Annotated in this window: 22 protein-coding genes, 2 tRNA genes and 1 pseudogene; 11 read left to right on the top strand and 14 right to left on the bottom strand. The window is 72.7% G+C overall.

The window, feature by feature from the left end; all coding sequences use genetic code 11:
* Positions 1 to 20: 20 nt before the first annotated feature.
* The 6 genes from AC1VM9_RS15775 to AC1VM9_RS15750 all read right to left on the bottom strand — a co-directional run bounded on the left by AC1VM9_RS15775 (position 21) and on the right by AC1VM9_RS15750 (position 3,948).
* Positions 21 to 1,043 (bottom strand): reverse transcriptase-like protein, encoded by a 1,023-nt coding sequence (locus tag AC1VM9_RS15775; protein WP_483123298.1) that lies wholly within the window; start codon positions 1,041 to 1,043, stop codon positions 21 to 23.
* Between the two features lie 19 nt (positions 1,044 to 1,062).
* Positions 1,063 to 1,884, bottom strand: a complete 822-nt coding sequence (locus AC1VM9_RS15770) for a zinc ribbon domain-containing protein (RefSeq protein ID WP_483123296.1) — start codon at positions 1,882 to 1,884, stop codon at positions 1,063 to 1,065.
* Positions 1,800 to 2,702, bottom strand: a complete 903-nt coding sequence (locus AC1VM9_RS15765; protein ID WP_483123294.1) for a Nif3-like dinuclear metal center hexameric protein — start codon at positions 2,700 to 2,702, stop codon at positions 1,800 to 1,802. Before AC1VM9_RS15765 ends, AC1VM9_RS15770 begins: the two co-directional genes overlap by 85 nt.
* Position 2,703: 1 nt before the next feature.
* A tRNA-Val gene (locus AC1VM9_RS15760) sits at positions 2,704 to 2,776 on the bottom strand.
* Positions 2,777 to 2,816: 40 nt separating this feature from the next.
* Entirely contained in the window at positions 2,817 to 3,392 is a 576-nt protein-coding gene (locus tag AC1VM9_RS15755) for a peroxiredoxin (protein ID WP_481345726.1), read from the bottom strand.
* Between the two features lie 139 nt (positions 3,393 to 3,531).
* Entirely contained in the window at positions 3,532 to 3,948 is a 417-nt protein-coding gene (locus tag AC1VM9_RS15750; protein WP_481339941.1) for a DUF3052 domain-containing protein, read from the bottom strand.
* Between the two features lie 334 nt (positions 3,949 to 4,282).
* Between AC1VM9_RS15750 and aceE the strand changes: the two genes are divergently transcribed.
* Positions 4,283 to 7,054 carry a pyruvate dehydrogenase (acetyl-transferring), homodimeric type gene (gene aceE, locus AC1VM9_RS15745; protein ID WP_483123293.1) on the top strand — a complete coding sequence of 924 codons (2,772 nt, stop codon included), beginning with the start codon at positions 4,283 to 4,285 and terminating at the stop codon, positions 7,052 to 7,054.
* 175 nt (positions 7,055 to 7,229) lie between these two features.
* Here the strand turns inward: aceE and AC1VM9_RS15740 are convergent, their stop codons facing one another.
* Complete coding sequence (locus AC1VM9_RS15740; RefSeq protein ID WP_483123291.1) at positions 7,230 to 8,174, bottom strand: type IV toxin-antitoxin system AbiEi family antitoxin domain-containing protein; 945 nt, start codon at positions 8,172 to 8,174, stop codon at positions 7,230 to 7,232.
* Positions 8,175 to 8,454: 280 nt separating this feature from the next.
* Between AC1VM9_RS15740 and argG the strand changes: the two genes are divergently transcribed.
* The 7 genes and pseudogenes from argG (at position 8,455) to fabF (ending at position 15,864) form a co-directional block, all read left to right on the top strand.
* The gene (argG, locus tag AC1VM9_RS15735) at positions 8,455 to 9,879 is read left to right on the top strand and encodes an argininosuccinate synthase (protein ID WP_481345723.1); all 1,425 of its coding nucleotides are present in this window, start codon (positions 8,455 to 8,457) and stop codon (positions 9,877 to 9,879) included.
* 15 nt (positions 9,880 to 9,894) lie between these two features.
* Positions 9,895 to 10,611, top strand: a complete 717-nt coding sequence (locus tag AC1VM9_RS15730; RefSeq protein WP_483123290.1) for a class I SAM-dependent methyltransferase — start codon at positions 9,895 to 9,897, stop codon at positions 10,609 to 10,611.
* A gap of 65 nt (positions 10,612 to 10,676) precedes the next feature.
* On the top strand, positions 10,677 to 11,840 hold the full coding sequence (locus AC1VM9_RS15725) for a PucR family transcriptional regulator (RefSeq protein WP_481343864.1): 1,164 nt from the start codon (positions 10,677 to 10,679) through the stop codon (positions 11,838 to 11,840).
* 158 nt (positions 11,841 to 11,998) lie between these two features.
* Positions 11,999 to 13,001: pseudogene (locus AC1VM9_RS15720) on the top strand (ACP S-malonyltransferase).
* A 31-nt stretch (positions 13,002 to 13,032) separates the two neighbouring features.
* On the top strand, positions 13,033 to 14,088 hold the full coding sequence (locus AC1VM9_RS15715; protein WP_481343862.1) for a beta-ketoacyl-ACP synthase III: 1,056 nt from the start codon (positions 13,033 to 13,035) through the stop codon (positions 14,086 to 14,088).
* A gap of 77 nt (positions 14,089 to 14,165) precedes the next feature.
* Positions 14,166 to 14,414, top strand: a complete 249-nt coding sequence (locus AC1VM9_RS15710; protein ID WP_481343861.1) for an acyl carrier protein — start codon at positions 14,166 to 14,168, stop codon at positions 14,412 to 14,414.
* 199 nt (positions 14,415 to 14,613) lie between these two features.
* Positions 14,614 to 15,864 carry a beta-ketoacyl-ACP synthase II gene (gene fabF / locus AC1VM9_RS15705; RefSeq protein ID WP_483123288.1) on the top strand — a complete coding sequence of 417 codons (1,251 nt, stop codon included), beginning with the start codon at positions 14,614 to 14,616 and terminating at the stop codon, positions 15,862 to 15,864.
* 146 nt (positions 15,865 to 16,010) lie between these two features.
* Here the strand turns inward: fabF and AC1VM9_RS15700 are convergent, their stop codons facing one another.
* The 5 genes from AC1VM9_RS15700 to AC1VM9_RS15680 form a co-directional block, all read right to left on the bottom strand.
* Positions 16,011 to 16,169, bottom strand: a complete 159-nt coding sequence (locus AC1VM9_RS15700; RefSeq protein WP_483123287.1) for a hypothetical protein — start codon at positions 16,167 to 16,169, stop codon at positions 16,011 to 16,013.
* Entirely contained in the window at positions 16,166 to 16,723 is a 558-nt protein-coding gene (locus AC1VM9_RS15695) for an HNH endonuclease (protein ID WP_483123285.1), read from the bottom strand. The genes AC1VM9_RS15700 and AC1VM9_RS15695 overlap by 4 nt, the downstream gene beginning before the upstream one ends.
* A 98-nt stretch (positions 16,724 to 16,821) precedes the next feature.
* Positions 16,822 to 16,968 carry a hypothetical protein gene (locus AC1VM9_RS15690; protein WP_481347096.1) on the bottom strand — a complete coding sequence of 49 codons (147 nt, stop codon included), beginning with the start codon at positions 16,966 to 16,968 and terminating at the stop codon, positions 16,822 to 16,824.
* 297 nt (positions 16,969 to 17,265) lie between these two features.
* Positions 17,266 to 17,781, bottom strand: coding sequence for a DUF3145 domain-containing protein (locus AC1VM9_RS15685; protein WP_481347097.1), 516 nt, complete (start codon positions 17,779 to 17,781; stop codon positions 17,266 to 17,268).
* Positions 17,782 to 17,983: 202 nt separating this feature from the next.
* Positions 17,984 to 18,325: a non-heme iron oxygenase ferredoxin subunit gene (locus tag AC1VM9_RS15680; RefSeq protein WP_481343618.1), complete on the bottom strand. Its 342-nt coding sequence runs from the start codon at positions 18,323 to 18,325 to the stop codon at positions 17,984 to 17,986.
* 201 nt (positions 18,326 to 18,526) lie between these two features.
* Between AC1VM9_RS15680 and AC1VM9_RS15675 the strand changes: the two genes are divergently transcribed.
* Positions 18,527 to 18,600, top strand: a tRNA-Ile gene (locus AC1VM9_RS15675).
* A 72-nt stretch (positions 18,601 to 18,672) separates the two neighbouring features.
* Here AC1VM9_RS15675 and AC1VM9_RS15670 read toward each other — a convergent pair.
* Both AC1VM9_RS15670 and AC1VM9_RS15665 read right to left on the bottom strand, forming a co-directional pair.
* Entirely contained in the window at positions 18,673 to 19,149 is a 477-nt protein-coding gene (locus AC1VM9_RS15670; protein ID WP_483123284.1) for a hypothetical protein, read from the bottom strand.
* A 110-nt stretch (positions 19,150 to 19,259) separates the two neighbouring features.
* On the bottom strand, positions 19,260 to 19,853 hold the full coding sequence (locus AC1VM9_RS15665) for a dienelactone hydrolase family protein (protein WP_483123283.1): 594 nt from the start codon (positions 19,851 to 19,853) through the stop codon (positions 19,260 to 19,262).
* 336 nt (positions 19,854 to 20,189) lie between these two features.
* On the opposite strand from AC1VM9_RS15665, the gene AC1VM9_RS15660 reads away from it, so the two are divergent.
* Positions 20,190 to 21,587, top strand: coding sequence for a M23 family metallopeptidase (locus AC1VM9_RS15660; RefSeq protein WP_483123282.1), 1,398 nt, complete (start codon positions 20,190 to 20,192; stop codon positions 21,585 to 21,587).
* 273 nt (positions 21,588 to 21,860) lie between these two features.
* Positions 21,861 to 22,589, top strand: coding sequence for an amino acid ABC transporter ATP-binding protein (locus tag AC1VM9_RS15655; RefSeq protein ID WP_481343620.1), 729 nt, complete (start codon positions 21,861 to 21,863; stop codon positions 22,587 to 22,589).
* Positions 22,590 to 22,685 lie beyond the last annotated feature (96 nt).

Raw genomic sequence — 22,685 nt, 5'->3', positions numbered from 1 at the left:
CGACTATCGCACGCGGTCCGTCAGGCGAGATGGTCGGTCCGATTGGTGAAAGCCACCGACGCCGAGCCGTCCTCCCACACCTCGACCGCCGAGAGGCTGCCGGGCGCGGTCGCCAGGGCCCAGAACCGCTCCGTCGGGGTGGCGAGGACCTCCGCGAGCACCGAAAGGACACCGCGGCGCGAGGTGACGGCGACGACGGTGCCGCCCTCGGCCGCCAGCTCGCGGTAGGCCTCACGGACCTGGGCGTCGGCGCCCTCGCCCGGCGCGGTGCCGTCCCAGGCGGCGGTCACTGCGACCGACGCGTCGAGGGTGGTCGCCACCGCCTCGGCGAGGCGGCGCGCGGTCGGCTCGGCCGAGCCGACGACACGCGCGTCGGCCCCGACGAGCCGCTGCACCGCCCGGAGGACCCGCGGCTCCGCGCCCTCGTCGTGCGGCACCTGGACGAGCAGCAGCCGCAGCGGACGCGTCGCCGCGCCGACCACAGCCCCGGGAGACACGGGAGCCACGGGAGCCACGGTCGAGGCCACCGCCTCGGCCGCGTGGACGGCGTGGTCGAGAAGCTCCGAGCCGTCGGCGCCGTCGCCGCCCGTCTCGCGGACGCGCCGGACGCTCCTGCCGTCCATCGCCTCGTTGCTCAGGGCGTCGGCGGCCTTGTTCCTCTCACGCGGCACCCACTCGAACTCGACCGACCCACCGGCGTCGACGATGCGCCTCACGACGTCGCGGGCCTCGAGGGCGAGCCGGCGCATGTCCTCGTGCTTGATCTTCCAGCGACCCGACATCTGCTCCACGACGAGCTTGGAGTCCATGCGCGCGACGACCCGCGGCCCGCTGGCCAGGTCGGCGGCAGCCGTCAGCCCGGCCACGAGACCGGAGTACTCGGCGACGTTGTTGCTCTGCCTGCCCAGCGGCTCGGCCAGCTCGACGAGGACCGCGCCGGTCTCGACATCGCGGACGAGGGCGCCGTAGCCGGCGACACCGGGGTTGCCCCGCGACCCGCCGTCGGCCTCGACGACGAGGCGGCGCCCGGAGCTCGCGCTCACCGGCGGCTCACCGATCGGCTCACAGGCCCGACTCGGCGGTGCGCACCATGATGCGTCGGCACTCCTCGCAGCGGAGGACCTCATCCTGCGGGGTGCTGCGGATGCGGTCGAGGTCGACCCGGTTGAGCTCGAGCCGGCAGCCACCACACCGGCGGTGCGAGATCGCGGCGGCCGCCAGGCCACCGCTCGAGGCGCGGATCTTCTCGTAGAGGCTGACGAGGTCGTCGCCCACGCCGGCCACGACGTCGGCGCGCCCACCTCCCACCTTCGACGCCTCCGCGTCGAGCTCGGCCAGCGACGCGTCACGCTCCGCCTCGAGCCGTGCCAGCCCCTCGGCCACCTCGGCGTGCCGCCGCTCGAGCTCGGTGACGCGGGCCGCGAGGGACTCGGCGCGCTCCATGACCTCTATCTCGACGTCCTCGAGCTCGGCCTGGCGGCGCGCCAGGGAGGTGAGCTCGTGCTGGAGGGCCTGCAGGTCCTTGGCCGAACCGTGGCCGGCGTCGAGCCGCGACTGGTTGCGGGCCGCCCGGTCGCGCACGAGCTGGACGTCCTGCTCGGACTTGGTCAGCTCGCGCTGGACGTCGTCGGCCGCGGTACGCGCGTTGACGACCTCGGTCTGGAGGGCACCGACCTCCCGCCGTGCCGCGTCGACGGCGGCCAGCTGCGGGAGGTTGGCCTTGGCGTGCGCGATCTGGTCCAGGCGCGTGTCGATCGCCTGCAGGTCGAGCAGGCGCCACTGGCGGGACGGGTCGGCTTTCAGGACGCACCTCCGGGATCGGTCCGGTCGCGGGCGGGGCCCGCGTCCGGGTGGGCTCGGTTGGCACCGACGACGAAGGTCCACGGCTCGGTGCGCAGAGTCGAGAGTCTGCCCACGACCCTAGTCGGTTCGGCACCGGGGGTCGGGTCCTCCCCCAACGCCCGGAGGACCCGCTCCCGGGCGCTCGCCAGCCACAGCGACTCGGTGGCCCAGTGGCCGGCGTCGACGAGGTACGGGGCGCCGTCGCGAGCCTCCTCGCGGGCCTCGAGCACCGGGTGGTGACGCAGGTCGGCCGTGACGTACACGTCGGCGCCCGAGGCGCGGACGGCGTCGAACTGGTCGTCCCCGGAGCCGCCCATGACGGCGACCCGGTGCACGACGGCGTCGGGGTCGCCGCTGACGCGCACGCCCCCGGCGGTCGGGGGCAGGACCTCGACGAGCGACTCGGCGAACGCCCGCAGCGACCGCGCGACGGGCAGCTCGCCGACGCGTCCCGCATCGCGCCCGCCGACCTGGGTCAGGGGCCGCTGGCTCGTCAGCCCGAGGGCGTCGGCGAGCACGGTCGACACCCCCGGGTCGGCGACGTCGGCGTTCGTGTGGGCCACGTAGAGGGCCACGCCACCGGCGAGCAGCGCGGTGACCGAGGCGCCCTTGGCCGTCGTCGTGGCCACCGAGTGGACCCCGCGCAGCAGCAGGGGGTGGTGGGTGACGAGGAGGTCGGTCTCGCACGCGACGGCCTCGTCGATGACGGCGAGCGTCGGGTCGAGCGCGAACATCATCGTGCGCACCGGCTGGTCGAGGTCGCCCGTGACGAGGCCGACCCGGTCCCAGTCGGCGGCGGTGTCCGGCGGGTAGAGCGACTCGAGGATCGCGACGACGTCGCGCAGCGTCACGTCAAGCATGTGGGCCCGGCCGGGATCGAACCGACGACACCCGCGGTGTAAACGCGGTGCTCTACCAGCTGAGCTACAGGCCCCCGCCCGACGCGGACGGTGTCCTGCCGGGCGGCCGTCAGCCTAGCGGGCCGAGGCGCCCGACGTGTCCGACGCACGGGACGTGTCCGACGCCCGGGACGCGTCCGTCGCGCGGGACGCGTCCGTCGCGCGGAGCGCCGCGACCGCCCTGCGGTACTCGCGGAAGTCGCGGCCCTGGCCGATGCCGCGCACCTCGGACCACACGACGCGGCCGGAGCGGTCGAGCAGGAACGTCCCCCGCAGGGCGAACCCGTCCTCCTCGCTGAAGACCCCGTAGCGGCGCGCGACCTCCCCGTGCGGCCAGAAGTCGGACAGGAGCGGGAAGAAGTGGCCCTCGGCGTCGGCCCACGTGCGCAGCGTGTACATCGAGTCGCAGGAGACGGCGAACACCTGGATGTCGTCGGTCTGGAAGTCCTCGAGGCCGTCGCGGATCTCGCGCAGCTCGCCCCGGCAGATGCCCGAGAACGCCGCCGGGTAGAACACGACGGCGGCGTTCTTGACGCCTCGCACCGAGGACAGGCTGATATCGACCCCGTACTGGTCGACGAGCGTGAAGTCGGGGGCGAGGTCGCCGGGGGCCACGGGGGCGGACGCGTGGAGCGATGGCGCGTTCGTCATGCCACCGAGTGTCCCACCTCGTCGTCCCGCCTCGTCGGGGACGCCCACGCAGCACCCTCGCGACAGCCCCTCGCCACCGTCGGAGGCGTGGGCGTCCGGTCGAGCGGGGGCTGCACGCCACAGCCGCCGACACCGACGTTCAGCGGCGCGGGCCCTTCGGCGGCATGAGCCGTGAGGCGGTCCAGTTCGTCGCGACGTTGACCTGCCCTCCCGTGACGAGGCCCGCCGTCGACGCCGCCTCCTCGACGACGCTGGCGTCCGCGTGCCCGGGCCGCCCCGCCTTGGGCGTCAGGAGCACGACGAACCCCTTGTCGAAGAGCTTGGTGAGGGCATCGACCATGAGGTCGACGAGATCCTCGTCGCCGTCGCGGTACCAGACGATGACACCGTCGGCGCCGTCGTTGAAGTCCTCGTCCTCGAGCTCGGTGCCGATGACGTCCTCGATCTCGAACCGCAGGTCGTCGTCGACGTCGTCGTCATAGCCGAACTCCTGGATGATCTGCCCTTTGGCAAATCCGAGCTTGCTGAGGGACGCCGCTCCCGCGGTCGCGCTCACTGTCACCGGTCCTCTCGGTCGTTGGGCCCGTCCAGGTGGCGCGGGCCGGTCGTGCACATGGCGTGCGGGTCGGGCAAAGGTCGAGCAGAGGTCGAGCAGGGTGGGGCGGCAGGCGCTCCCGCACCGGTACCAGTCCATCCGGTCCGACCGTACCGCGCAAGGCGCGGTGGACGCGCACAACGCGGGACAACGCGCCCGTCGGTGGCCCCAGCCGCCGCGTCCCACAGCCGGACCCGGGTGTGACGGCCACCACGGATTGGTGGAGGATGGGTGGGAGCCCCGCTACGGCCGACCGGCCGCGAGCGCGGCGACGCGACGAGAAAGGACCCACGACGTGGCTTCCGAGGCCGGCCCGATCCTCAACGGCATCCCCAGTCAGCTCCCGGACATCGACCCCGAGGAGACCCAGGAGTGGCTCGACTCGCTCGACGCCGTGCTGGACGAGAAGGGCCGTACGCGAGCGCGGTACATCATGCTCAAGCTCATCGAGCGGGCCCGCCAGCAGCAGGTCGGGGTGCCGTCCCTGACCGCGACCGACTACATCAACACCATCCCGCCGGAGCGCGAGCCGTGGTTCCCCGGCGACGAGGACGTCGAGCGCGAGTTCCGCCGCTACATCCGCTGGAACGCCGCGGTCATGGTGCACCGCGCGCAGCGTCCGGGCATCGGTGTCGGCGGCCACATCTCGACGTACGCGAGCGCCGCCACGCTCTACGAGGTGGGCATGAACCACTTCTTCCGCGGCAAGGACCACCCCGGCGGCGGCGACCAGGTGTACTTCCAGGGCCACGCCTCCCCCGGCATGTACGCCCGCAGCTTCCTCGAGGGCCACCTCAGCGAGGCCGACCTCGACGGCTTCCGCCAGGAGAAGAGCCACATCGTCGACGGCAAGATCCGCGCCGTCCCGTCCTACCCCCACCCGCGCCTCATGCCGGACTACTGGGAGTTCCCGACGGTGTCGATGGGCATCGGCCCGATGAACGCGATCTACCAGGCGCAGTTCAACAAGTACCTGCACAACCGCGGGCTCAAGGACACCAGCCAGCAGGACGTCTGGGCCTTCCTCGGCGACGGCGAGATGGACGAGCCCGAGTCCCGCGGCCTGCTCCAGCTCGCGGCCAACGAGGAGCTCGACAACCTCACCTTCGTCATCAACTGCAACCTGCAGCGTCTCGACGGCCCGGTGCGCGGCAACGGCAAGATCATCCAGGAGCTCGAGGCGTTCTTCCGCGGCGCCGGCTGGAACGTCATCAAGGTCGTCTGGGGACGCGGGTGGGACCCGCTGCTGGCCGGCGACCGTGACGGCGCGCTCGTGCACATCATGAACCAGACGAGCGACGGCGACTACCAGACCTTCCGCGCCAACGACGGCAAGTACGTCCGCGACCACTTCTTCGGGCGCGACCCGCGCACCGCCAAGATGGTCGAGGACTGGACCGACGAGCAGGTCTGGTGGGACCTCAAGCGCGGCGGCCACGACTACCGCAAGGTGTACGCGGCCTACAAGGCGGCGCGGGAGCACACCGGGCAGCCGACCGTCATCCTCGCCAAGACGATCAAGGGCTACAGCCTCGGCTCGCACTTCGCCGGCCGCAACGCCACGCACCAGATGAAGAAGATGACGCTGGACGACCTCAAGGCCTTCCGCGACAGCCTCCGCATCCCGATCACCGACGAGCAGCTCGAGGCCAACCCGTACCAGCCGCCGTACTACCACCCCGGTCCCGACAACGAGGTCATCCGGTACTCGGTCGACCGCCGCGCCAAGCTCGGCGGCACCCTGCCGAGCCGACGCGTCCGCTTCGAGACCGTCAAGCTGCCCGGTGACGAGGCCTACGCCCAGGTGAAGAAGGGCTCGGGCAAGCAGGAGGTCGCCACGACGATGGCCTTCGTGCGCCTGCTCAAGGACCTCCTGCGCGACAAGGAGTTCGGCAAGCGGATCGTGCCGATCATCCCCGACGAGGCGCGCACGTTCGGCATGGACGCGTTCTTCCCGACGATCAAGATCTACAACCCCAACGGACAGAACTACACGCCCGTCGACGCCGAGCTCATGCTCGCCTACCGCGAGAACGAGCAGGGCCAGATCCTGCACCTCGGCATCAACGAGGCGGGTTCCCTCGCCGCGTTCACGGCCGCCGGCACGTCGTACGCGACCCACGGCCAGCCGATGATCCCGGTCTACGTCTTCTACTCGATGTTCGGCTTCCAGCGCACCGGCGACTCCATCTGGGCGGCAGCCGACCAGATGACGCGTGGCTTCCTCATCGGCGCCACCGCCGGCCGCACGACGCTGACCGGTGAGGGTCTGCAGCACGCTGACGGCCACAGCCCCCTCCTCGCCTCGACCAACCCGGCGGTCGTGCACTACGACCCGGCCTTCGGCTACGAGATCGCGCACATCGTCCAGGACGGCCTGCATCGGATGTACGGCGAGGGGCGGACTCCCGAGGAGTCCAACCTCATCTACTACCTGACCGTCTACAACGAGCCGATCGTGCAGCCGGCCGAGCCGGAGAACGTCGACGTCGAGGGCATCCTCAAGGGCATGTACCGCCTGTCCGAGGCCGACACCGAGGGCTGGCAGCACACCCCGGCGCGCGCACAGCTCCTCGCCTCGGGCGTCGGGGTGCCGTGGGCGCTCGAGGCCCAGCAGCTGCTCGCCGACGACTGGGGCGTGGCTGCCGACGTCTGGTCGGTGACCTCGTGGAACGAGCTGCGCCGCGACGGCCTGGCCGCCGACGCGCAGGAGTTCCTCGGCCCGGACGGCGCGCCGGTCAAGCCGTGGGTCACCCAGTGCCTCGAGGGCACCGAGGGCCCCGTCATCGCCGTGTCGGACTACATGCGGGCCGTGCAGGACCAGATCCGCGAGTGGGTCCCCGGCACGTACGCCTCGCTCGGCGCCGACGGCTTCGGCTTCTCCGACACCCGCCCGGCCGCGCGCCGCTTCTTCCACATCGACGGCCCCTCGGTCGCGGTGCGGGCGCTGCAGCTGCTGGCCAAGGAGGGCCGGATCGACGCCGACATCCCGGCCAAGGCGGCCGACAAGTACCGGCTCGACGACGTCACGGCCGGCACGTCCGGCAACGCCGGCGGCGAGAGCTGACGCTCCGACTGACCGACGCCGGTGGCCCGGTCCCCATGCGGGGGCCGGGCCACTGCGCGTCCCGGCGTCGTCGACCGTACCGATCGGCCGCGCGCCCCTCCCGACGTGCCGCGCTTTGCGGTACGCACTGCGCGGGCCCACGCCGTCCGTGCCCCGAAGCACAGGCCGTGTTCCGTCAGGCAGCCCGTGCGAGGGCGTCGAGGACTCGCCGGCGCACGCGCTCCGGGTCGTCGAGGTCCGACCAGATCAGCCGGACCACCGTCCAGCCCTCGCGCCGCAGCGCGTCCTCGCGCTGCTTCTCCTCGAACAGGGTCTCGCGGCGGCCGTCGGCGTACTTCACGGCGCCGTCGAACTCGACGAGCACGCGCGACCCGATGATCCGGAAGTCGGCCCGGTAGCGGCGGCCGTCCGCGACGACGTCGACCTGCGGCTCCAGCTCGAACCCGAGTGCCCGCAGCACGTAGGCCGTCCGGCTCTCACCGGGTGACTCGTGCCGCCCGTCCGCCTGCGGCAGGGCCGCGCGCACGGGCCCGACACCCGTGTGGTGGCGCAGGTCGGCGACCGCACCGGCCAGCGCGTCGGGCGTCACCAGGGCGGCGCGCAGGGCGGCGTCGGCCGGGACGAGCGCGCCGAGGGGGCCGCTGAGCAGTCCCGCCTGGACGATCGCGTGCGCGAGCGGCATCGCGACGGGCCGGTTGCCGTCCCGCCCGGGTGAGCCGAGCCGCACCTCGCCCACGGCCCGATGGACCACCAGCCCCGGCCTGCGCACGCTGACGCTGCGTCCCGCCCCCGCAGCATCGCCTCGGCGTCCGCCGACGGCTGACGTGAGGTGCACCGTGCGCAGATCGGCGCCGAACGTCGGGAGGCGTCGACAGAGGAGCAACGAGTGGTGGCTGATGACCGCGCGCGAGCGGAACTGCCGTCCCAGCGCGAGCGCCGTGAGGCGATGCACCTCCTCGGCCGTCGGCGAGGCCTCGGCGACGACGGCGTACCAGCCACGCGTCAGTCGGATGACCTCACCTCGACGGCACAGGCGGGTCAGTGCATGCCGGTCGACACCGATGCGGTCGGCATCGCCGGTGGAGAAGATGCCGTCCCGGGCCACGAGTCGCAGATCCATGCCACGACCGTGGGCCCGGTGCCGGACGGTGACCACCGCGGGGTCCGCCGCTGTGGATCGGGTGTGGACCGGCGCAGGGGGTGTGGACGGCGGGCCGAGCCCGGGTTGGTGTCAGCAGCCGGCCCGCGTGCGACGGGCTGCGTTTCGGGGCAGGTCGCGTCGGTTGCCCAGCAGTGCCTGCCCCGAAGCACAGCGGATGCGACGCAGGCCCAGCCCGCGCCGGCCCGCAAGCGGCATCGCGATTGGATAGGTATGCGCGCCTGTGCATATACTTGCACGCGTGTCCAAGGTACTGACCTCCCTCCCTGTCGGTGAACGCGTCGGCATCGCCTTCTCCGGTGGCCTCGACACCTCGGTGGCCGTCGCGTGGATGCGTGAGAAGGGCGCGGTGCCCTGCACGTACACGGCCGACCTCGGCCAGTACGACGAGCCGGACATCGGGTCGGTCCCGGGCCGCGCCGGCCAGTACGGGGCCGAGATCAGCCGCCTCGTCGACTGCCGCCAGGCGCTCGTCGAGGAGGGGCTGTCGGCCATCGCCTGCGGCGCCTTCCACATCCGCAGCGGTGGCAGGACGTACTTCAACACGACGCCGCTCGGACGCGTCGTCACCGGCACGCTCCTCGTGCGGGCGATGCACGAGGACGGCGTCTCGATCTGGGGCGACGGCTCGACCTTCAAGGGCAACGACATCGAGCGGTTCTACCGCTACGGCCTGATGGCCAACCCGCAGCTGCGCATCTACAAGCCGTGGCTCGACGCCGACTTCGTCACCGAGCTCGGCGGCCGGCACGAGATGTCCCAATGGCTGACGGCCCGAGACCTGCCCTACCGCGCGTCCGCGGAGAAGGCGTACTCGACCGATGCCAACATCTGGGGCGCCACCCACGAGGCCAAGACCCTCGAGTTCCTCGACGAGTCCATGGAGGTCGTCGAGCCGATCATGGGCGTCCGGTTCTGGGACCCCGCGGTCGCCATCGAGCCCGAGGACGTCACGATCCGCTGGGAGCGCGGCCGCCCGGTGGCGGTCAACGGGGTCACCTACGACGACCCCGTCGCGCTCGTCATGGAGGCCAACGCGATCGGTGGCCGCCACGGACTCGGCATGAGCGACCAGATCGAGAACCGCATCATCGAGGCGAAGTCGCGCGGCATCTACGAGGCGCCGGCCATGGCGCTGCTCCACCTCACGTACGAGCGGCTCCTCAACGCGATCCACAACGAGGACACCATCGCCAGCTACCACGCCGAGGGCCGACGCCTCGGTCGCCTGCTCTACGAAGGCCGCTGGCTCGACCCGCAGTCGCTCATGCTGCGCGAGTCGCTCCAGCGCTGGGTCGCCAGCGCCGTGACCGGCGAGGTGACCGTGCGCCTGCGCCGCGGCGACGACTGGTCCGTCGTGAACACGACCGGCCCGGCATTCAGCTACCACCCCGAGAAGCTGTCGATGGAACGCACCGAGGACGCCGCGTTCGGGCCCGTCGACCGCATCGGCCAGCTGACGATGCGCAACCTCGACATCGCCGACTCGCGCGCCAAGCTCGAGCTCTACGCGTCGCAGGGCCTGCTCGGCTCCGATGCCACCGACCTCGTCGGCGAGCTCGCGCCGGGTGGAGCGCAGGCCATCGCCGCCAACCCGGCGGCGGCCGATGTCGACGAGCTGGACGAGGCGCTCGACCGCGCCGCGATGGAGTTCGGCACCGACTGAGTAGGGTCCTCGGTCATGGAGCCGACCGACGCGATGACCGACCGCGACACCGTCGACGCGCAGTACGCCGGCACGGACAACCTGCGCACCCGCCGTGCCGTGTGGGGGCCAGGCCCCGAGGGCGTCTCCCCCGTCGACGTCCTGCTCAGCTCGGTCGTCGCCGCCCGGCCCACGAAGGTCATCGAGATCGGTTGCGGCACAGGTCAGTTCGCCCGCTCGGTGCTCGACGCGCTGCCGGGCGTCGACTACCTGGCCACGGACATCTCGGCGGCCATGGTCGACGCCACGGCGGCGCTCGGCGTGCCCGCCCGCCGGCTGCCCGCCGCCGACCTCCCCTTCGCCGACGACACGTTCGACGCCGCGGTCGCGGCGTGGATGCTCTACCACGTGCCCGACCTCGACGGCACGCTCGCCGAGCTGCGTCGGGTCCTTCGCGACGGTGGCCGGCTCAGCGTGGCGACGAACGGCGAGGAGCATCTCGCCGACCTCCTCCGCGAGGCGGGTGGTGAACCGCTCGTCACCCAGCTCACCGCCGAGAACGCCGAGGAGACGCTGTCGCGCCACTTCCGGCACGTGTCGCGACGCGACGTCGAGACGCGGGCGACCTTCGCGGACCACGCTGCCGCGAGGGCGTACCTGTCCACCTTCGACCCCGACCTGGCGGCCTCGCTGCCACAGTTCGAGGGACCGCGCTCCTACGCCGGGCGCTCCTGCATCCTCACCGCGCGCTGATCCCGCGCCCGGGCGTTTGTGACCGCCGCACAAAGCGCCGGTCCGACGCGTCCTAGGCTGACGCCGTGACCGAGCGACCCGGGCAGCCGAGCGACGCGACGACGCGTACCGTCGAGCGCAGCGCCGGCGAGCTCGCGACCCTCGCGGCGCGCCGGATGGAGGAGAACCTCGGCTGGTACCGACGCCTGTCGGCGCAGGAGCGCTCGCAGGTGGGCCTCGTGGCCCAGGCCGGCATCTCGCAGTTCATCGCCTGGTTCCGTTCCGAGGGGCACGCGCCGTCGGCGATCTCGATCTTCGCCAACGCGCCGCAGGAGCTGACGCGGTCGGTCAGCCTGCGCCAGACCCTCGACCTCGTGCGCACGGTCGTCGACGTCGTCGAGTCGCACGTCGGGACGCTCGCCGGCCCCGGCGACGAGCAGCTGCTGCGCGAGTCGGTCCTGCGCTTCTCGCGCGACATCGCCTTCGCCGCCGCCGAGGTCTACGCCGGCGCGGCCGAGGCTCGCGGCGCGTGGGACGCCCGGCTCGAGGCGCTCGTCGTCGACGCCGTCCTGCGTGGGGAGGCCGACGACTCGATGCAGTCGCGGGCCACGGCCCTCGGGTGGGGCGAGGTGTCGCACGTGACGTTCGTCGCCGGCACGACGCCGGAGGGCCGAGGGGGCACGGTGCCCGCGGTCGACGACCTGCGCCGCGCGGTGCGCAAGGAGGGCGTCGAGGCCCTCGTGCTCGTCCAGCGGACCCGGCTCATCGCCGTCGTGGGCGGCACCCGCGAGCCGCTCTCGGTCGTCGGGGCGGTGGCCGACCGGTTCGGTCCCGGGCCGGTCGTCGTCGGTCCGACCGTGCCGCACCTGTTCGCGGCGGGGCGATCGGCACGCGCCGCCCTGAGCGGGCTGTCGGCCGCCGCGGCCTGGCCCGACGCCCCCCGCGTCGTGGAGTCCGACGCCCTCCTGCCCGAGCGGGCCCTCGCCGGTGACCAGAGCGCTCGCCGCATCCTCGTCGAGCGGATCCACCGACCGCTGCGCGGCGCCCAGCAGGCGCCGCTGCTCGCGACGGCAACGGCCTACCTGGACAACGGCGGCAGCCTCGAGGCCACAGCCCGCACGCTCTTCGTGCACCCGAACACGGTCCGCTACCGCCTGGGGCGCATCGGGGACGCCACGGGGTACGACCTGACGACGCCGCGCGAGGCCTGGGCGGTGCGGATCGCCCTGGCCCTCGGACGGCTCGCCTGACAGGAGCGTGCGAGCCCGCCACCGCGACGCTCGGCGGGCGGCAGGCGCGAGCACGCCGGGCGCCCGTGTCTCCTTGGAGGTATCCTCCAAACATTCGCGGCCGAGTTGGTGACATTCGGTGGCGGGGTCCTGACCGGTAACCGGGAAGTGTTGGACACGTGCTAGCGATCGTCTGCCCAGGACAGGGCTCACAGACCCCCGGCTTCCTCTCCCCCTGGCTCGAGCTGCCGGGCCAGCGCGAGCTGCTCACGGCGCTCGGCGAGGCGGCGGGCACCGACCTCGTCGCCCACGGCACCGCGTCGGACGCCGACACGATCAAGGACACCGCGGTCGCCCAGCCCCTCATCGTCGGAGCCGGCCTCACGACCCTCGCCGCACTGCTCGAGGACACGACGCTGCCGACCGGGACCGTCGTCGCCGGGCACTCGGTCGGCGAGTTCACCGCTGCCGCCGCCGCGGGCGTGCTCGCCCCGACCGAGGCGATGTCGCTCGTCGACGTCCGCGGCCGCGCCATGGCCGAGGCCAGCGCGGTCACGCCGACCGGGATGGCCGCCGTCCTCGGTGGCGATCCCGACGAGGTGCTCACCGTCCTCGAGCGCCACGGCCTGACCCCCGCGAACATGAACGGCGCCGGGCAGGTCGTGGCTGCCGGCACCCTCGAGCAGGTCGCGGCGCTGCGGGACGACCCGCCCGCCAAGGCCCGCGTCATCCCCCTGCAGGTCGCCGGCGCCTTCCACACCCGGCACATGGCGCCGGCCGTCGACGCCCTCGCCGCCCGCGCCGCCGAGGTGACCGCGGCCGACCCGTCCGTGACGCTCCTGTCGAACGCCGACGGCGCCGCCGTCGGCTCCGGCGCCGACGCGCTCGCTCGCCTCGTCGACCAGGTCAGCAACCCGGTCCGCTGGGACCTCTGCATGGAGACGCTGCTGTCCCTCGGCGTCACCGGCCTTCTCGAGCTTCGCCCCCGCGGGGACGCTCGTCGGCCTCGCCAAGCGCGCGATGCGCGGCGTCGAGACCCTCGCCCTCAAGACGCCCGACGACCTCGAGCCGGCGCGCCGGATGATCTCCGAGCACGGCGCCGGCTCCGGCACCGCGGACGCCTCCGCCCACGAGGCCGCGTCCGTCACGCCGACCGCCGACGCCGGCTCCTCCGCGTCCTGACCCCTCGTCCCCCGACCACAGAGAAGGCACCGTGACCACCGCACCCGGCACCGCACCACAGCCCAAGGGGACCGGCACCCTCGTCGACGCCGGCGGCGCCCGCCACTCCCGGATCCTCGGCGTCGGCGCCTACCGCCCGGCCCGCGTCGTCATGAACGCCGAGATCGTCGACAAGATCGACTCGAGCGACGAGTGGATCCGTGAGCGCTCCGGCATCGTCAGCCGGCACTGGGCGGCCGAGGACGAGTCGGTCATCGACATGGCCGAGCACGCCGCGCGCCAGGCCCTCGAGCACGCCGGCGTGTCCGCCGAGCAGATCGGGTTCGTGCTCATGGCCACCGTGACGCACCCGTACCAGACTCCGGCCGCCGCGCCCGAGCTCGCGTCGCGGCTCGGCTCCACCGCTCCGGCCATGGACATCTCGGCCGCGTGCGCCGGCTACTGCTACGGCGTCGCCGTGGGCAGCGACATGGTCAAGGGCGGCTCGGCCGACTACGTCCTCGTCGTCGGCGTCGAGAAGCTGACCGACTTCACCGACCCGTACGACCGCGGCACGGCGTTCATCTTCGGCGACGGCGCCGGCGCCTGCGTCATCGGCCCGAGCGAGACCCCGGGGATCGGCCCCACGGTGTGGGGCTCCGACGGCACCCAGCGCGACGCCATCACCCAGAAGCAGGCGTGGACCGACCTGCGCGAGTCGTGGCAGGACGCCCAGGCCGACAAGAACGCCTGGCCCGCCATCGGCATGGCCGGCCAGACGGTCTTCCGGTGGGCGGTCTGGGGCATGGCGCCCGTGGCACAGCAGGCCATCGACCGCGCCGGCATCAAGGCCGACGACCTCGACGCCTTCATCCCGCACCAGGCGAACATCCGCATCATCGACGCCATGGTCAAGCAGCTCAAGCTGCCCGCCGACATCCCGGTGGCCCGCGACATCGTCACCACGGCCAACACGTCCGCGGCCTCGATCCCGATCGCGACGACGCGCATGCTCGCCGAGCAGGAGATCCCGAGCGGCGGCCTCGCGCTGCAGATCGGCTTCGGCGCGGGCCTCGTCTACGCGGCCCAGGTCGTCGTCCTGCCCTGACCCAGCTCCCGCCGGTCCCGACGGGTCATTCGGGCCAACGGAACGACACACGGATCCCAACCACAAGGAGCAGACAGATGGCTCAGTCCGAGCAGGAGATCCTCGAGGGTCTCGCCGAGATCGTCAACGAGGAGACGGGCCTCGACACCGAGTCCGTCGAGATGGACAAGTCCTTCACCGAGGACCTCGACATCGACTCCCTCTCGATGATGACGATCGTCGTCAACGCCGAGGAGAAGTTCGGCGTGCGCATCCCGGACAGCGAGGTCAAGAACCTCAAGACGGTCCGCGACGCCGTCACGTACATCTCGAGCGCCCAGTCCTGACGCGGACGGCCGGTCGGGAGACCGACGGCCCACCCGCTCCCCGGGAGCCGCGTCGTGGCCGGGCCGACGAGCTCGGCCCGGCCACGACGGCCGGCCGCCACATCCGCACCGCATCCCCGCTGCACCCCAGCACCACGTCCGACCCGAACCCGGGTCCCCGTACCAACCGCAACACCCCGACTCGACAGGAGCACGTCACATGACCTCCAATCGCGACCGACGCGTCGTGGTCACCGGTCTCGGCGCCACGACGCCACTCGGTGGCACGGCCACCGAGACCTGGGAGGCCCTCCTCGCGGGGCGTTCCGGCGCCCGCCCGATGGACTTCGACTGGGTCGCCAAGTACGAGCTTCCGGTCACCTTCGCCGCGACGATCGCCAGGAAGCCCGAGGAGGTCCTGGCCAAGGTCGAGACCCGGCGCCTCGACCCGTCGAGCCAGTACGCCCTCATCGCCGCGCGCGAGGCGTGGGCCGATGCGGGCAAGCCCGAGGTCGACCCCGAGCGGCTCGGTGCCGCCGTCGGCTCCGGCATCGGTGGCGTCTGGACGCTGCTCGACCAGTGGGACAACCTGCGCGAGAAGGGCCCCCGTCGGGTCTACCCGCTCGCCGTCCCGATGCTCATGCCCAACGGGCCCGCGGCCGCCGTCTCGCTCGACCTCGGCGCGCGCGCCGGTGCACACACGACCGTGAGCGCCTGCGCCTCCGGCGCCGAGAGCATGGGCTACGCCATCGACATGATCCGCACGGGTCGCGCCGACGTCGTCGTGGCCGGTGGCACCGAGGCCGCGGTCCACGCGCTGCCCATCGCGGGCTTCGCCGCCATGCAGGCCCTCTCGACCCGCAACGACGAGCCGGAGAAGGCCTCGCGCCCCTACGACACGGGCCGCGACGGCTTCGTGCTCGGTGAGGGTGCGGCCGTCATCGTCCTCGAGTCCGAGGAGCACGCCAGGGCCCGTGGCGCGAGGATCTACGCCGAGCTGGCCAGCGTCGGCATGTCGGCCGACGCGCACCACATCACCGCTCCCGAGCCCAACGGGTCCGGCGCCGCGCGCGCGATGCGCTACGCCGTCGAGCGCGCCGACCTGGCGCTGTCCGACATCATCCACATCAACGCGCACGCGACGTCGACACCCGTCGGCGACGTCGCCGAGTACAACGCCATCAAGCGCGCGTTCGGCGACCACACCGAGAACCTGTCGGTGACCGCGACGAAGTCGATGACCGGACACCTGCTCGGCGCCGCCGGCGCCCTCGAGGCCGTCATCACGATCCAGTCGGTCCACCACCGGCTCGTGCCGCCGACGATCAACCTCGACGACCAGGACCCGGAGATCCCGCTCAACGTCGTCACCGGCGAGGCCCAGCAGCTTCCCGACGGCGACATCGCGGCCCTGAACAACTCGTTCGGGTTCGGCGGCCACAACGTCGCCCTCGCGATCCGCAGCATCTGAGCGGAACCGCTTGCACGAGAAGGCTTGCACGAGAAGGCCCCTCGCCCGTGGTCAGCCACGGACGAGGGGCCTTCCGACGTCACGGCCGGTGGCCGGGGCTCAGCCCTCGACCCGGCCGGGTCAGCCCTTGACGCAGAGCAGCGTCGTCAGGCGGGCGACGACCTCGACGAGCGAGTCCGGGCCGCAGGCCTGGGCCGGCTGATCGTGCGAAGCTGCTCGAGCGCCGCGAGCTCGACCTCGGCGGGGTCGGCCCACATGAGCGTGGAGGCCTGCGCGCCCGGGAGCGCGACAGGGAACGGGGTCATCGTCGTCCTCTCTTGTGCGGGGCGGTGGTGCGAGCGGCGGCGCCGGCGTCCGGGGCGTCGCCACGGCGGGGAGCCGCGGTGAGGGCGCCCTCCATGACGGTCTCGCGCGCGAAGTGCAGCTGGACGCGCGTCGGCACGTACGGCTGCCAGCGCAGCGGCATCCCGGCCTCGTCGGGCGTCCGGTCACCCTTGCGGGCGTTGCACGGCTCACAGGCGGCCACGGCGTTGGCCCATGACGTCGCACCACCGCGGGAGCGAGGCTGGACGTGGTCCATCGTCGTGGCCGTGAACCGTCCGCAGTACGCGCACCGGCCGCGGTCGCGCAGCAGCACGCCGTCGCGCGAGTACGTGGCCCGGGTCCGCGAGTAGAGCCACTTCTGCTCGACGTAGCGGACGAGCCGCACGACGAGGGGCACCCGGTACGGGCCGAAGCGGTCCGTGTCGTGCTCGGTGACCGGCGTCGCGACACCGCGCCAGATCATCGCGATCGCGTGCCGCACGGTGACGCGGTGCAACAGCGTCTCGTCGGCGTTCCACACCTCGACCTGGGTCATGGCGGGGCCTCTCCTTCCGTCTCGTGCCGGTCGTGCTGGGACACAGGCAAAGAGCCGCCTACCGGAACATCCGGTGGCGGCTCGTGGCGCGGGAGCGGTCAGGCTCGTGGCACGTCGGCGAGGACGCTATGGGGATGCTCGTGGTCGGCCTGTGGGCTGCCGTGGCGACGCCCACCCGTGAACGGGTCGGCCACCTCGACGAGGCACCCGTGGTGCTTCGCGTCGGTGGGCAGACCCGTGGCCATGTCCGGTCCTCTCCTCGTGTTCGTGGTGTTGCGGTTGTTGTGTGAATCGTCGCACGACTCACGCGTGCACGTCAGGATTAGACGTGCGGCGCCCGACGATGGCGCCGGGCCGGCGCCTCGGCGCGACAGTGCTTTCAGGCCTGCGGCCGGGCCACGGCAGCCCACGAGCGTGCGCGACGAGGGCGCGACGAGGGCGCCACGAGGGCCCGGGAGCACGAACCTCCCGGGCCCTCGCCGTCCCGCCGTCGCCGCGCTGGAGGCCGCGGCCTGCGAGAGGCACTCGGCGCAGTCTCGGCGTCAGCCGACCTTGTGCAGCCAACGCACGGGCGCCCCGTCCCCGGCGTAGCGGAACGGCTCCAGCTCCTCGTCCCACGGCACACCGAGGAGCAGGTCGATCTCGTCCTGGAGGGCCTCGGCGTCACCACGCGTACGCAGGACCGCCTCACGGAGCCGGTCCTCCTGGACGACCGCGTCCCCGGAGACCGAGGTCATCGCGTGGTGGATCCCGAGTCGGGGTGTGTACGACCACCGGGCGCCGTCGCAGCCCGCCGACGGCTCCTCGGTGACCTCGTACCGGAGCCCGTCCCACCCCCGCAGGGCGCTGGCGAGCGCAGCGCCGGTTCCGGGAGCCGCGGTCCACGACAGCTCGGTGCGGACCATCCGCGGCGCGGCGGGCTGGGCGATCCAGTCCAAGGCGACGCGGTGGTCGAGCACTGCCTCGATGGCCCACTGGATGTGCGGGCACAGCGGAGCGGGCGCACCGTGGATGAACACGACACCGCGCGTGACCGTTCGCGGCATGACGACAGACATCCGAACCTCCTCCAGTTGCAGGGACGTCTTCCCCAACGCCTGCCACCGGGAGCCGGAACCGTCGTGCGCTCGTGCTCAGTGTCCGATATGTCTGATGTGGTGATGCTCAACGCCCCTGCCAGGGGGACTCGCCCATTGTGCCCCAGGAGACCCACCGGCACCAGCACTTCCACGAATCGGACGATTCGGGCACCTGCACCGCTCAGGAGCCGGCCGGCACCCCGGGAAAGAGGATGACGTCCCCGTCGCGGACCTCGATCCGGTGCGTGGCGACCGGCCGCGTCGCCGGCAGGCACATCGGACGCCCGTCCGCGAGGCAGAAGCGCGTGGCGTGCAGGGGGCACTCCACCTCCCCCGCCTCGACCCAGCCCTCGGCGAGCGAGGCGTCCTCGTGCGAGCACGTGTCGTCGAGGGCGTAGTACGTCCCGTCGTCGTCGCGGAACAGCGAGATGGGCTCGTCCGTGCCGGTGAGGTCGGTCCCCAGGAGAAGAGCCTCACCCGGCTCGACGTCCTCGACCGCCGCCACGCGGATGCCCTCACTCATGCGCTCTCGTCCCTCGGTGCTCGCGGGCCGGACGCCGTCGACGCCCGACGGGAGGCCGGACGCCGTCCCGCGAGCGAGCCTAGAGGGTCACCGGTGGCGGCCCGCGCGCGCACCGCGCACGCGCACCAGGGGCCGGGTGGGCGCGGCCGGCTCGCTAGACTCCGACCCGACCCCGGCGCTCCCCCGAGCCCACCGGGTCCCGGGGCAGTAGCTCAGCCGGTCAGAGCAGCGGACTCATAATCCGTCGGTCCAGGGTTCAAGCCCCTGCTGCCCCACGTCGGCGGCTGCAGGACTCCGTGCGGACGACCACGGGCCTGGCCAGGACGTGGCCGTCCGCGCGCCGGTGGTCAGCGGCCGGTGGCGGCGATGTAAACCGACGGGTTGCCGTTCGGGTTGAGCAGGACGGCTGGGGCGAGGCAGCGCGGTGGCAGGCTGACGTGGGCGTCGATGACCGCGTCCCCGGTGGCCGAGAAGGGCACGGTCGCCGTCGGCGGCAACGCGCTGCCGTTGCACGCCACGGTGGCCGACAGCCGTGGCACCGGGTTGACCCCCGTCGTCGGGATGATGAGACCCTCGACCTCGACGTGGAGGTCGCCGTTCGCACGCAGCCGGGCGCTTCCCTCGGAGATGACCCAGGGCGCGCCCCCACGGGTCAGGCCGAACAGGGGCGGGTCGGACAGGATGCTGCCCTGGACCGGCGCGCGGAGGATGTCGCTCCGGGGGACGCCGGAGGTGTCGGCGGTGGCGCTGGAGGTCGCAGCCAGCCCGCTCACCCCGAGGACGAGGCCGGCGACGAAGGAGGCGGTACGGGAGATTCGGTGCATGTCACACTCCTGCCTGGGTCGGTGGGGAGGTGTTCCCCAGACGAGGACGACGCACCGGCGACCGTCGGTTCACGCGAGCACGGCAGGACGTGGAGTGGCTCGGCGTGACGTCAGCCGATGCGGTCGAGGAGCGCCAGCGAGCGCTCGACGACCTGGGCCGTTGCCCCGGCGTCGTAGGAGGCCAGCGACGCGTCGGTGAACAGATGCCGGTCGCCCTCGTAGACGAACAGCTCGGCGGTGTCGGGATCGGCGAGCCGTACCAGCTCGCGCGCTGCGTCGACGTCGCCCTCGAGCCCGAAGAACGGGTCCCTGTCCATGCCGTGCACCTGGACCGGGACACCCTCGGGCCACGGACCGAAGGCCCATTCCCCGGTCACCGGGAAGCAGGCCTCGTAGAGGAGGGCGCCGCGGGCGCCGGCGCGGGTCTGGGCGAGCCGCTGGGCCGGACCGACGCCGAAGGAGATGCCGGCGTAGACGAGGTCCTCGGGAAGTCCCGCCAGCGCCGCGGCGACCCGCTCGGCGATCTCGTCGTCGCCGAGCTCCTGGGTCAGGGCGAACCCGTCGTCGATGCTCGGGGCGAGGACGCCCTCGAAGAGGTCGGGCGTGTGGACGGTGTGCCGCCCGCCGCCGCGGAGAGACTCCGCGAGGGCGCGCACTCCCTCCGTCAGTCCCAGGACGTGGTGGAACAGGACGACCTCGGCCATCGGTGGGCTCCTCGTCGGTCGGGTGCACCGGATGAGCCCCACCGTAGGCCCAACGGAGGCCGCGGGCCCGGCCGGTGCGTAGCGGCGCCGCGTGACACGAGCCCCACGGGCCCCTGTGGTCACACCTCCGGGACGGAGTTGCGCCAAGTCCGCCCGCGGTCCACTCGCCCCACCTATGGTGGACACGGCCGGGACCACAGACTGCGGGGGGCGTAGCACGTGGATACGGTCGAGGCGTGGCCGCAGGGCCCGCCGGACGAACTCAGCCTCCAGGGGGGTGGCCTCAAGGTGCAGGACGAAACACAACGCAGTGGACCTCGCGTCCTCACCGTGCGCATGAGCGGGCGACTGGTGCCGTTCGCTGCGTCCACGGTGGTGTTCGCGCTCCTTCCGTTCCTCAGCGCCAGCGCGCCGGACACCGCTGCCCGGGCGGCCGTGGTGCTCGCCGCCGGTGACCGAGCCGCGGTCGACACGGCGGTCGACGGTGTCGAGAGCGCCCGTGACGCGCTCACCGACGCCGACGGGACCGTCGCGGCCATCGCCGCCGCGGCGATCGGCGGGTCCGGATCGGCCGGCATGGCCGTGTCGAACGCGGTCGGGGGCGGCGTCGTGTTCCCCGAGATCGGGCTGACGCCGCTCGCGGCGATGGCCGTGGTCGCTCCCGTGGCGCCTGGGCTGCCCGGCTTCATCCACCCGGTGCCCGGGGTCGAGGTGTCCGGCTTCGGCCCGCGCATCCACCCGCTGCTGCACCGGCCCATGTTCCACACCGGCATCGACCTGTCGGCGGCCTGCGGTACACCGATCCGGGCCGCCGCAGCCGGCAAGGTCGTCTACGCCCGGATCTCCAGCTCCTGGGGTCTGCGCACGATCATCCAGCACACACCGACGCTCAAGACGGCCTACGGCCACCAGTCGAAGTTCCTCGTCAAGGAGGGTCAGACCGTCCGGCAGGGCCAGGTCATCGGCCTGGTCGGCACCACCGGCTGGTCCACCGGTTGCCACCTGCACTTCGACGTCATCATCAACGACCACTACGTCGACCCGGCACCCTACCTGGGCTTCCCGGCCTCGACGTCGGGCCCGGCGTCCTACGGCACGGTGCCGAACTACTTCCCGGGCGGTGGCACGGTCGTCGCGTCGGCACCCCAGACGGTCCCCGACGGTGACGTGCCGTTCGAGGACGTCGACCCGGCGCCGCTGCCCGGCACGAGCACGCCGAAGGCGACCAACCCGGCGCCGAAGCCGACGACGAGCGCGCCGAAGCCGACGACGGGCACGGGTACCCCGACACCGACGACGACGCAGCCGTCGCCGACGACGAGCACGGCGCCGACGTCGACCACGACGACCACGACGACTGCGGCCCCGACCACGACGACGCCGACGACGACCGCTCCGTCGACGACCGCTCCGACGACCACCCAGCCGCCGAGCGACCCGCCGAGCACGACCTCCGAACCGCCGGCGTCCGACCCGCCGCCCGTCACGACGACGAACGCGCCAGCCGCCCCCGCGGTCGAGCCGACGCCGACGCAGACGGCCGTCGCGACAGCCACGGCGACGGCGACGGCGGTCGCCACGGCGGTCCGGCAGCTGGCCACCAGCGCGGCGGCCGTGAGCGACCCGGTCAAGACGACCGAGGCGGTCAAGACCACTGACGCGGCACCGGCCCGCACGTCGGACACGACGCAGCCCACCGCCCAGTCGACCGCGGCTGCCGAGCAGTCGAGCTGACCGCTCCCGGCTCGCCACCGAGACAACACGACGACGCACCGACGCCCACGCCCGACCCGTGCATCCGACGCGCGGTAGCCGGGCCGGGGCGCGGGGCGCCCGGGGCCCCGTCCACCCGGACGGGGCCCTCGCCGCGTCCGAACTCACGATTCGGGCACGGCCGGGACCCGGTTGGTACCTCCCGGGGGCACGAGCCGATAGGTTGCGGGGATGGACGACGTGAAACCTGCTGCCGAGGCGACCGCCGAACGCGTCTCGGACCACCGCGAGCCCATGGTCGTCATCGAGGGCGTCAACAAGCACTTCGGTGACCTCCACGTGCTGAGGGACATCAACCTCACCGTCGGCAAGGGCGAGGTCGTCGTCGTCCTGGGTCCGTCGGGCTCGGGCAAGTCGACGCTCTGCCGCACCATCAACCGGCTCGAGACCTTCGAGTCGGGCACGATCACCATCGACGGCAAGGCGCTGCCGGAGGAGGGCAAGTCCCTCGCGCAGCTGCGGGCCGACGTCGGCATGGTCTTCCAGTCCTTCAACCTCTTCGCGCACAAGACGATCCGCGACAACGTCACCCTCGGGCCGGTCAAGGTGCGCAAGAAGTCGAAGGCCGACGCCGACCGGCAGGCCACCGACCTGCTCAAGCGCGTCGGGGTCGAGGCCCAGGCCGACAAGTACCCGGCCCAGCTGTCCGGCGGCCAGCAGCAGCGCGTCGCGATCGCCCGGTCCCTGGCCATGGGCCCCAAGGTCATGCTCTTCGACGAGCCCACCTCGGCGCTCGACCCCGAAATGGTCAACGAGGTCCTCGACGTCATGGTCGGTCTGGCCAAGGAGGGCATGACGATGATCGTCGTGACGCACGAGATGGGCTTCGCGCGCAAGGCCGCCGACCGCGTCGTGTTCATGTCCGACGGGCAGATCGTCGAGGTCGGCACGCCGGAGGAGTTCTTCACCCGGCCCAAGAGCGAACGCGCCAAGGACTTCCTCGGCAAGATCCTCACCCACTGACGCCCCACCCGCTGCGGTGGCCCCGGGCGTCGGGCCACCGGCGCACCAGACCAGACTCAGCGAGCGGCATGCACCCCCGCGTGCCAGGAAGCAACC

This window comes from Monashia sp. HAY1-11D (genome assembly GCF_056868035.1).
The sequence above is the reverse complement of the archived record's forward strand: the minus strand, read 5'-3'. Positions and strand labels throughout refer to the sequence as shown.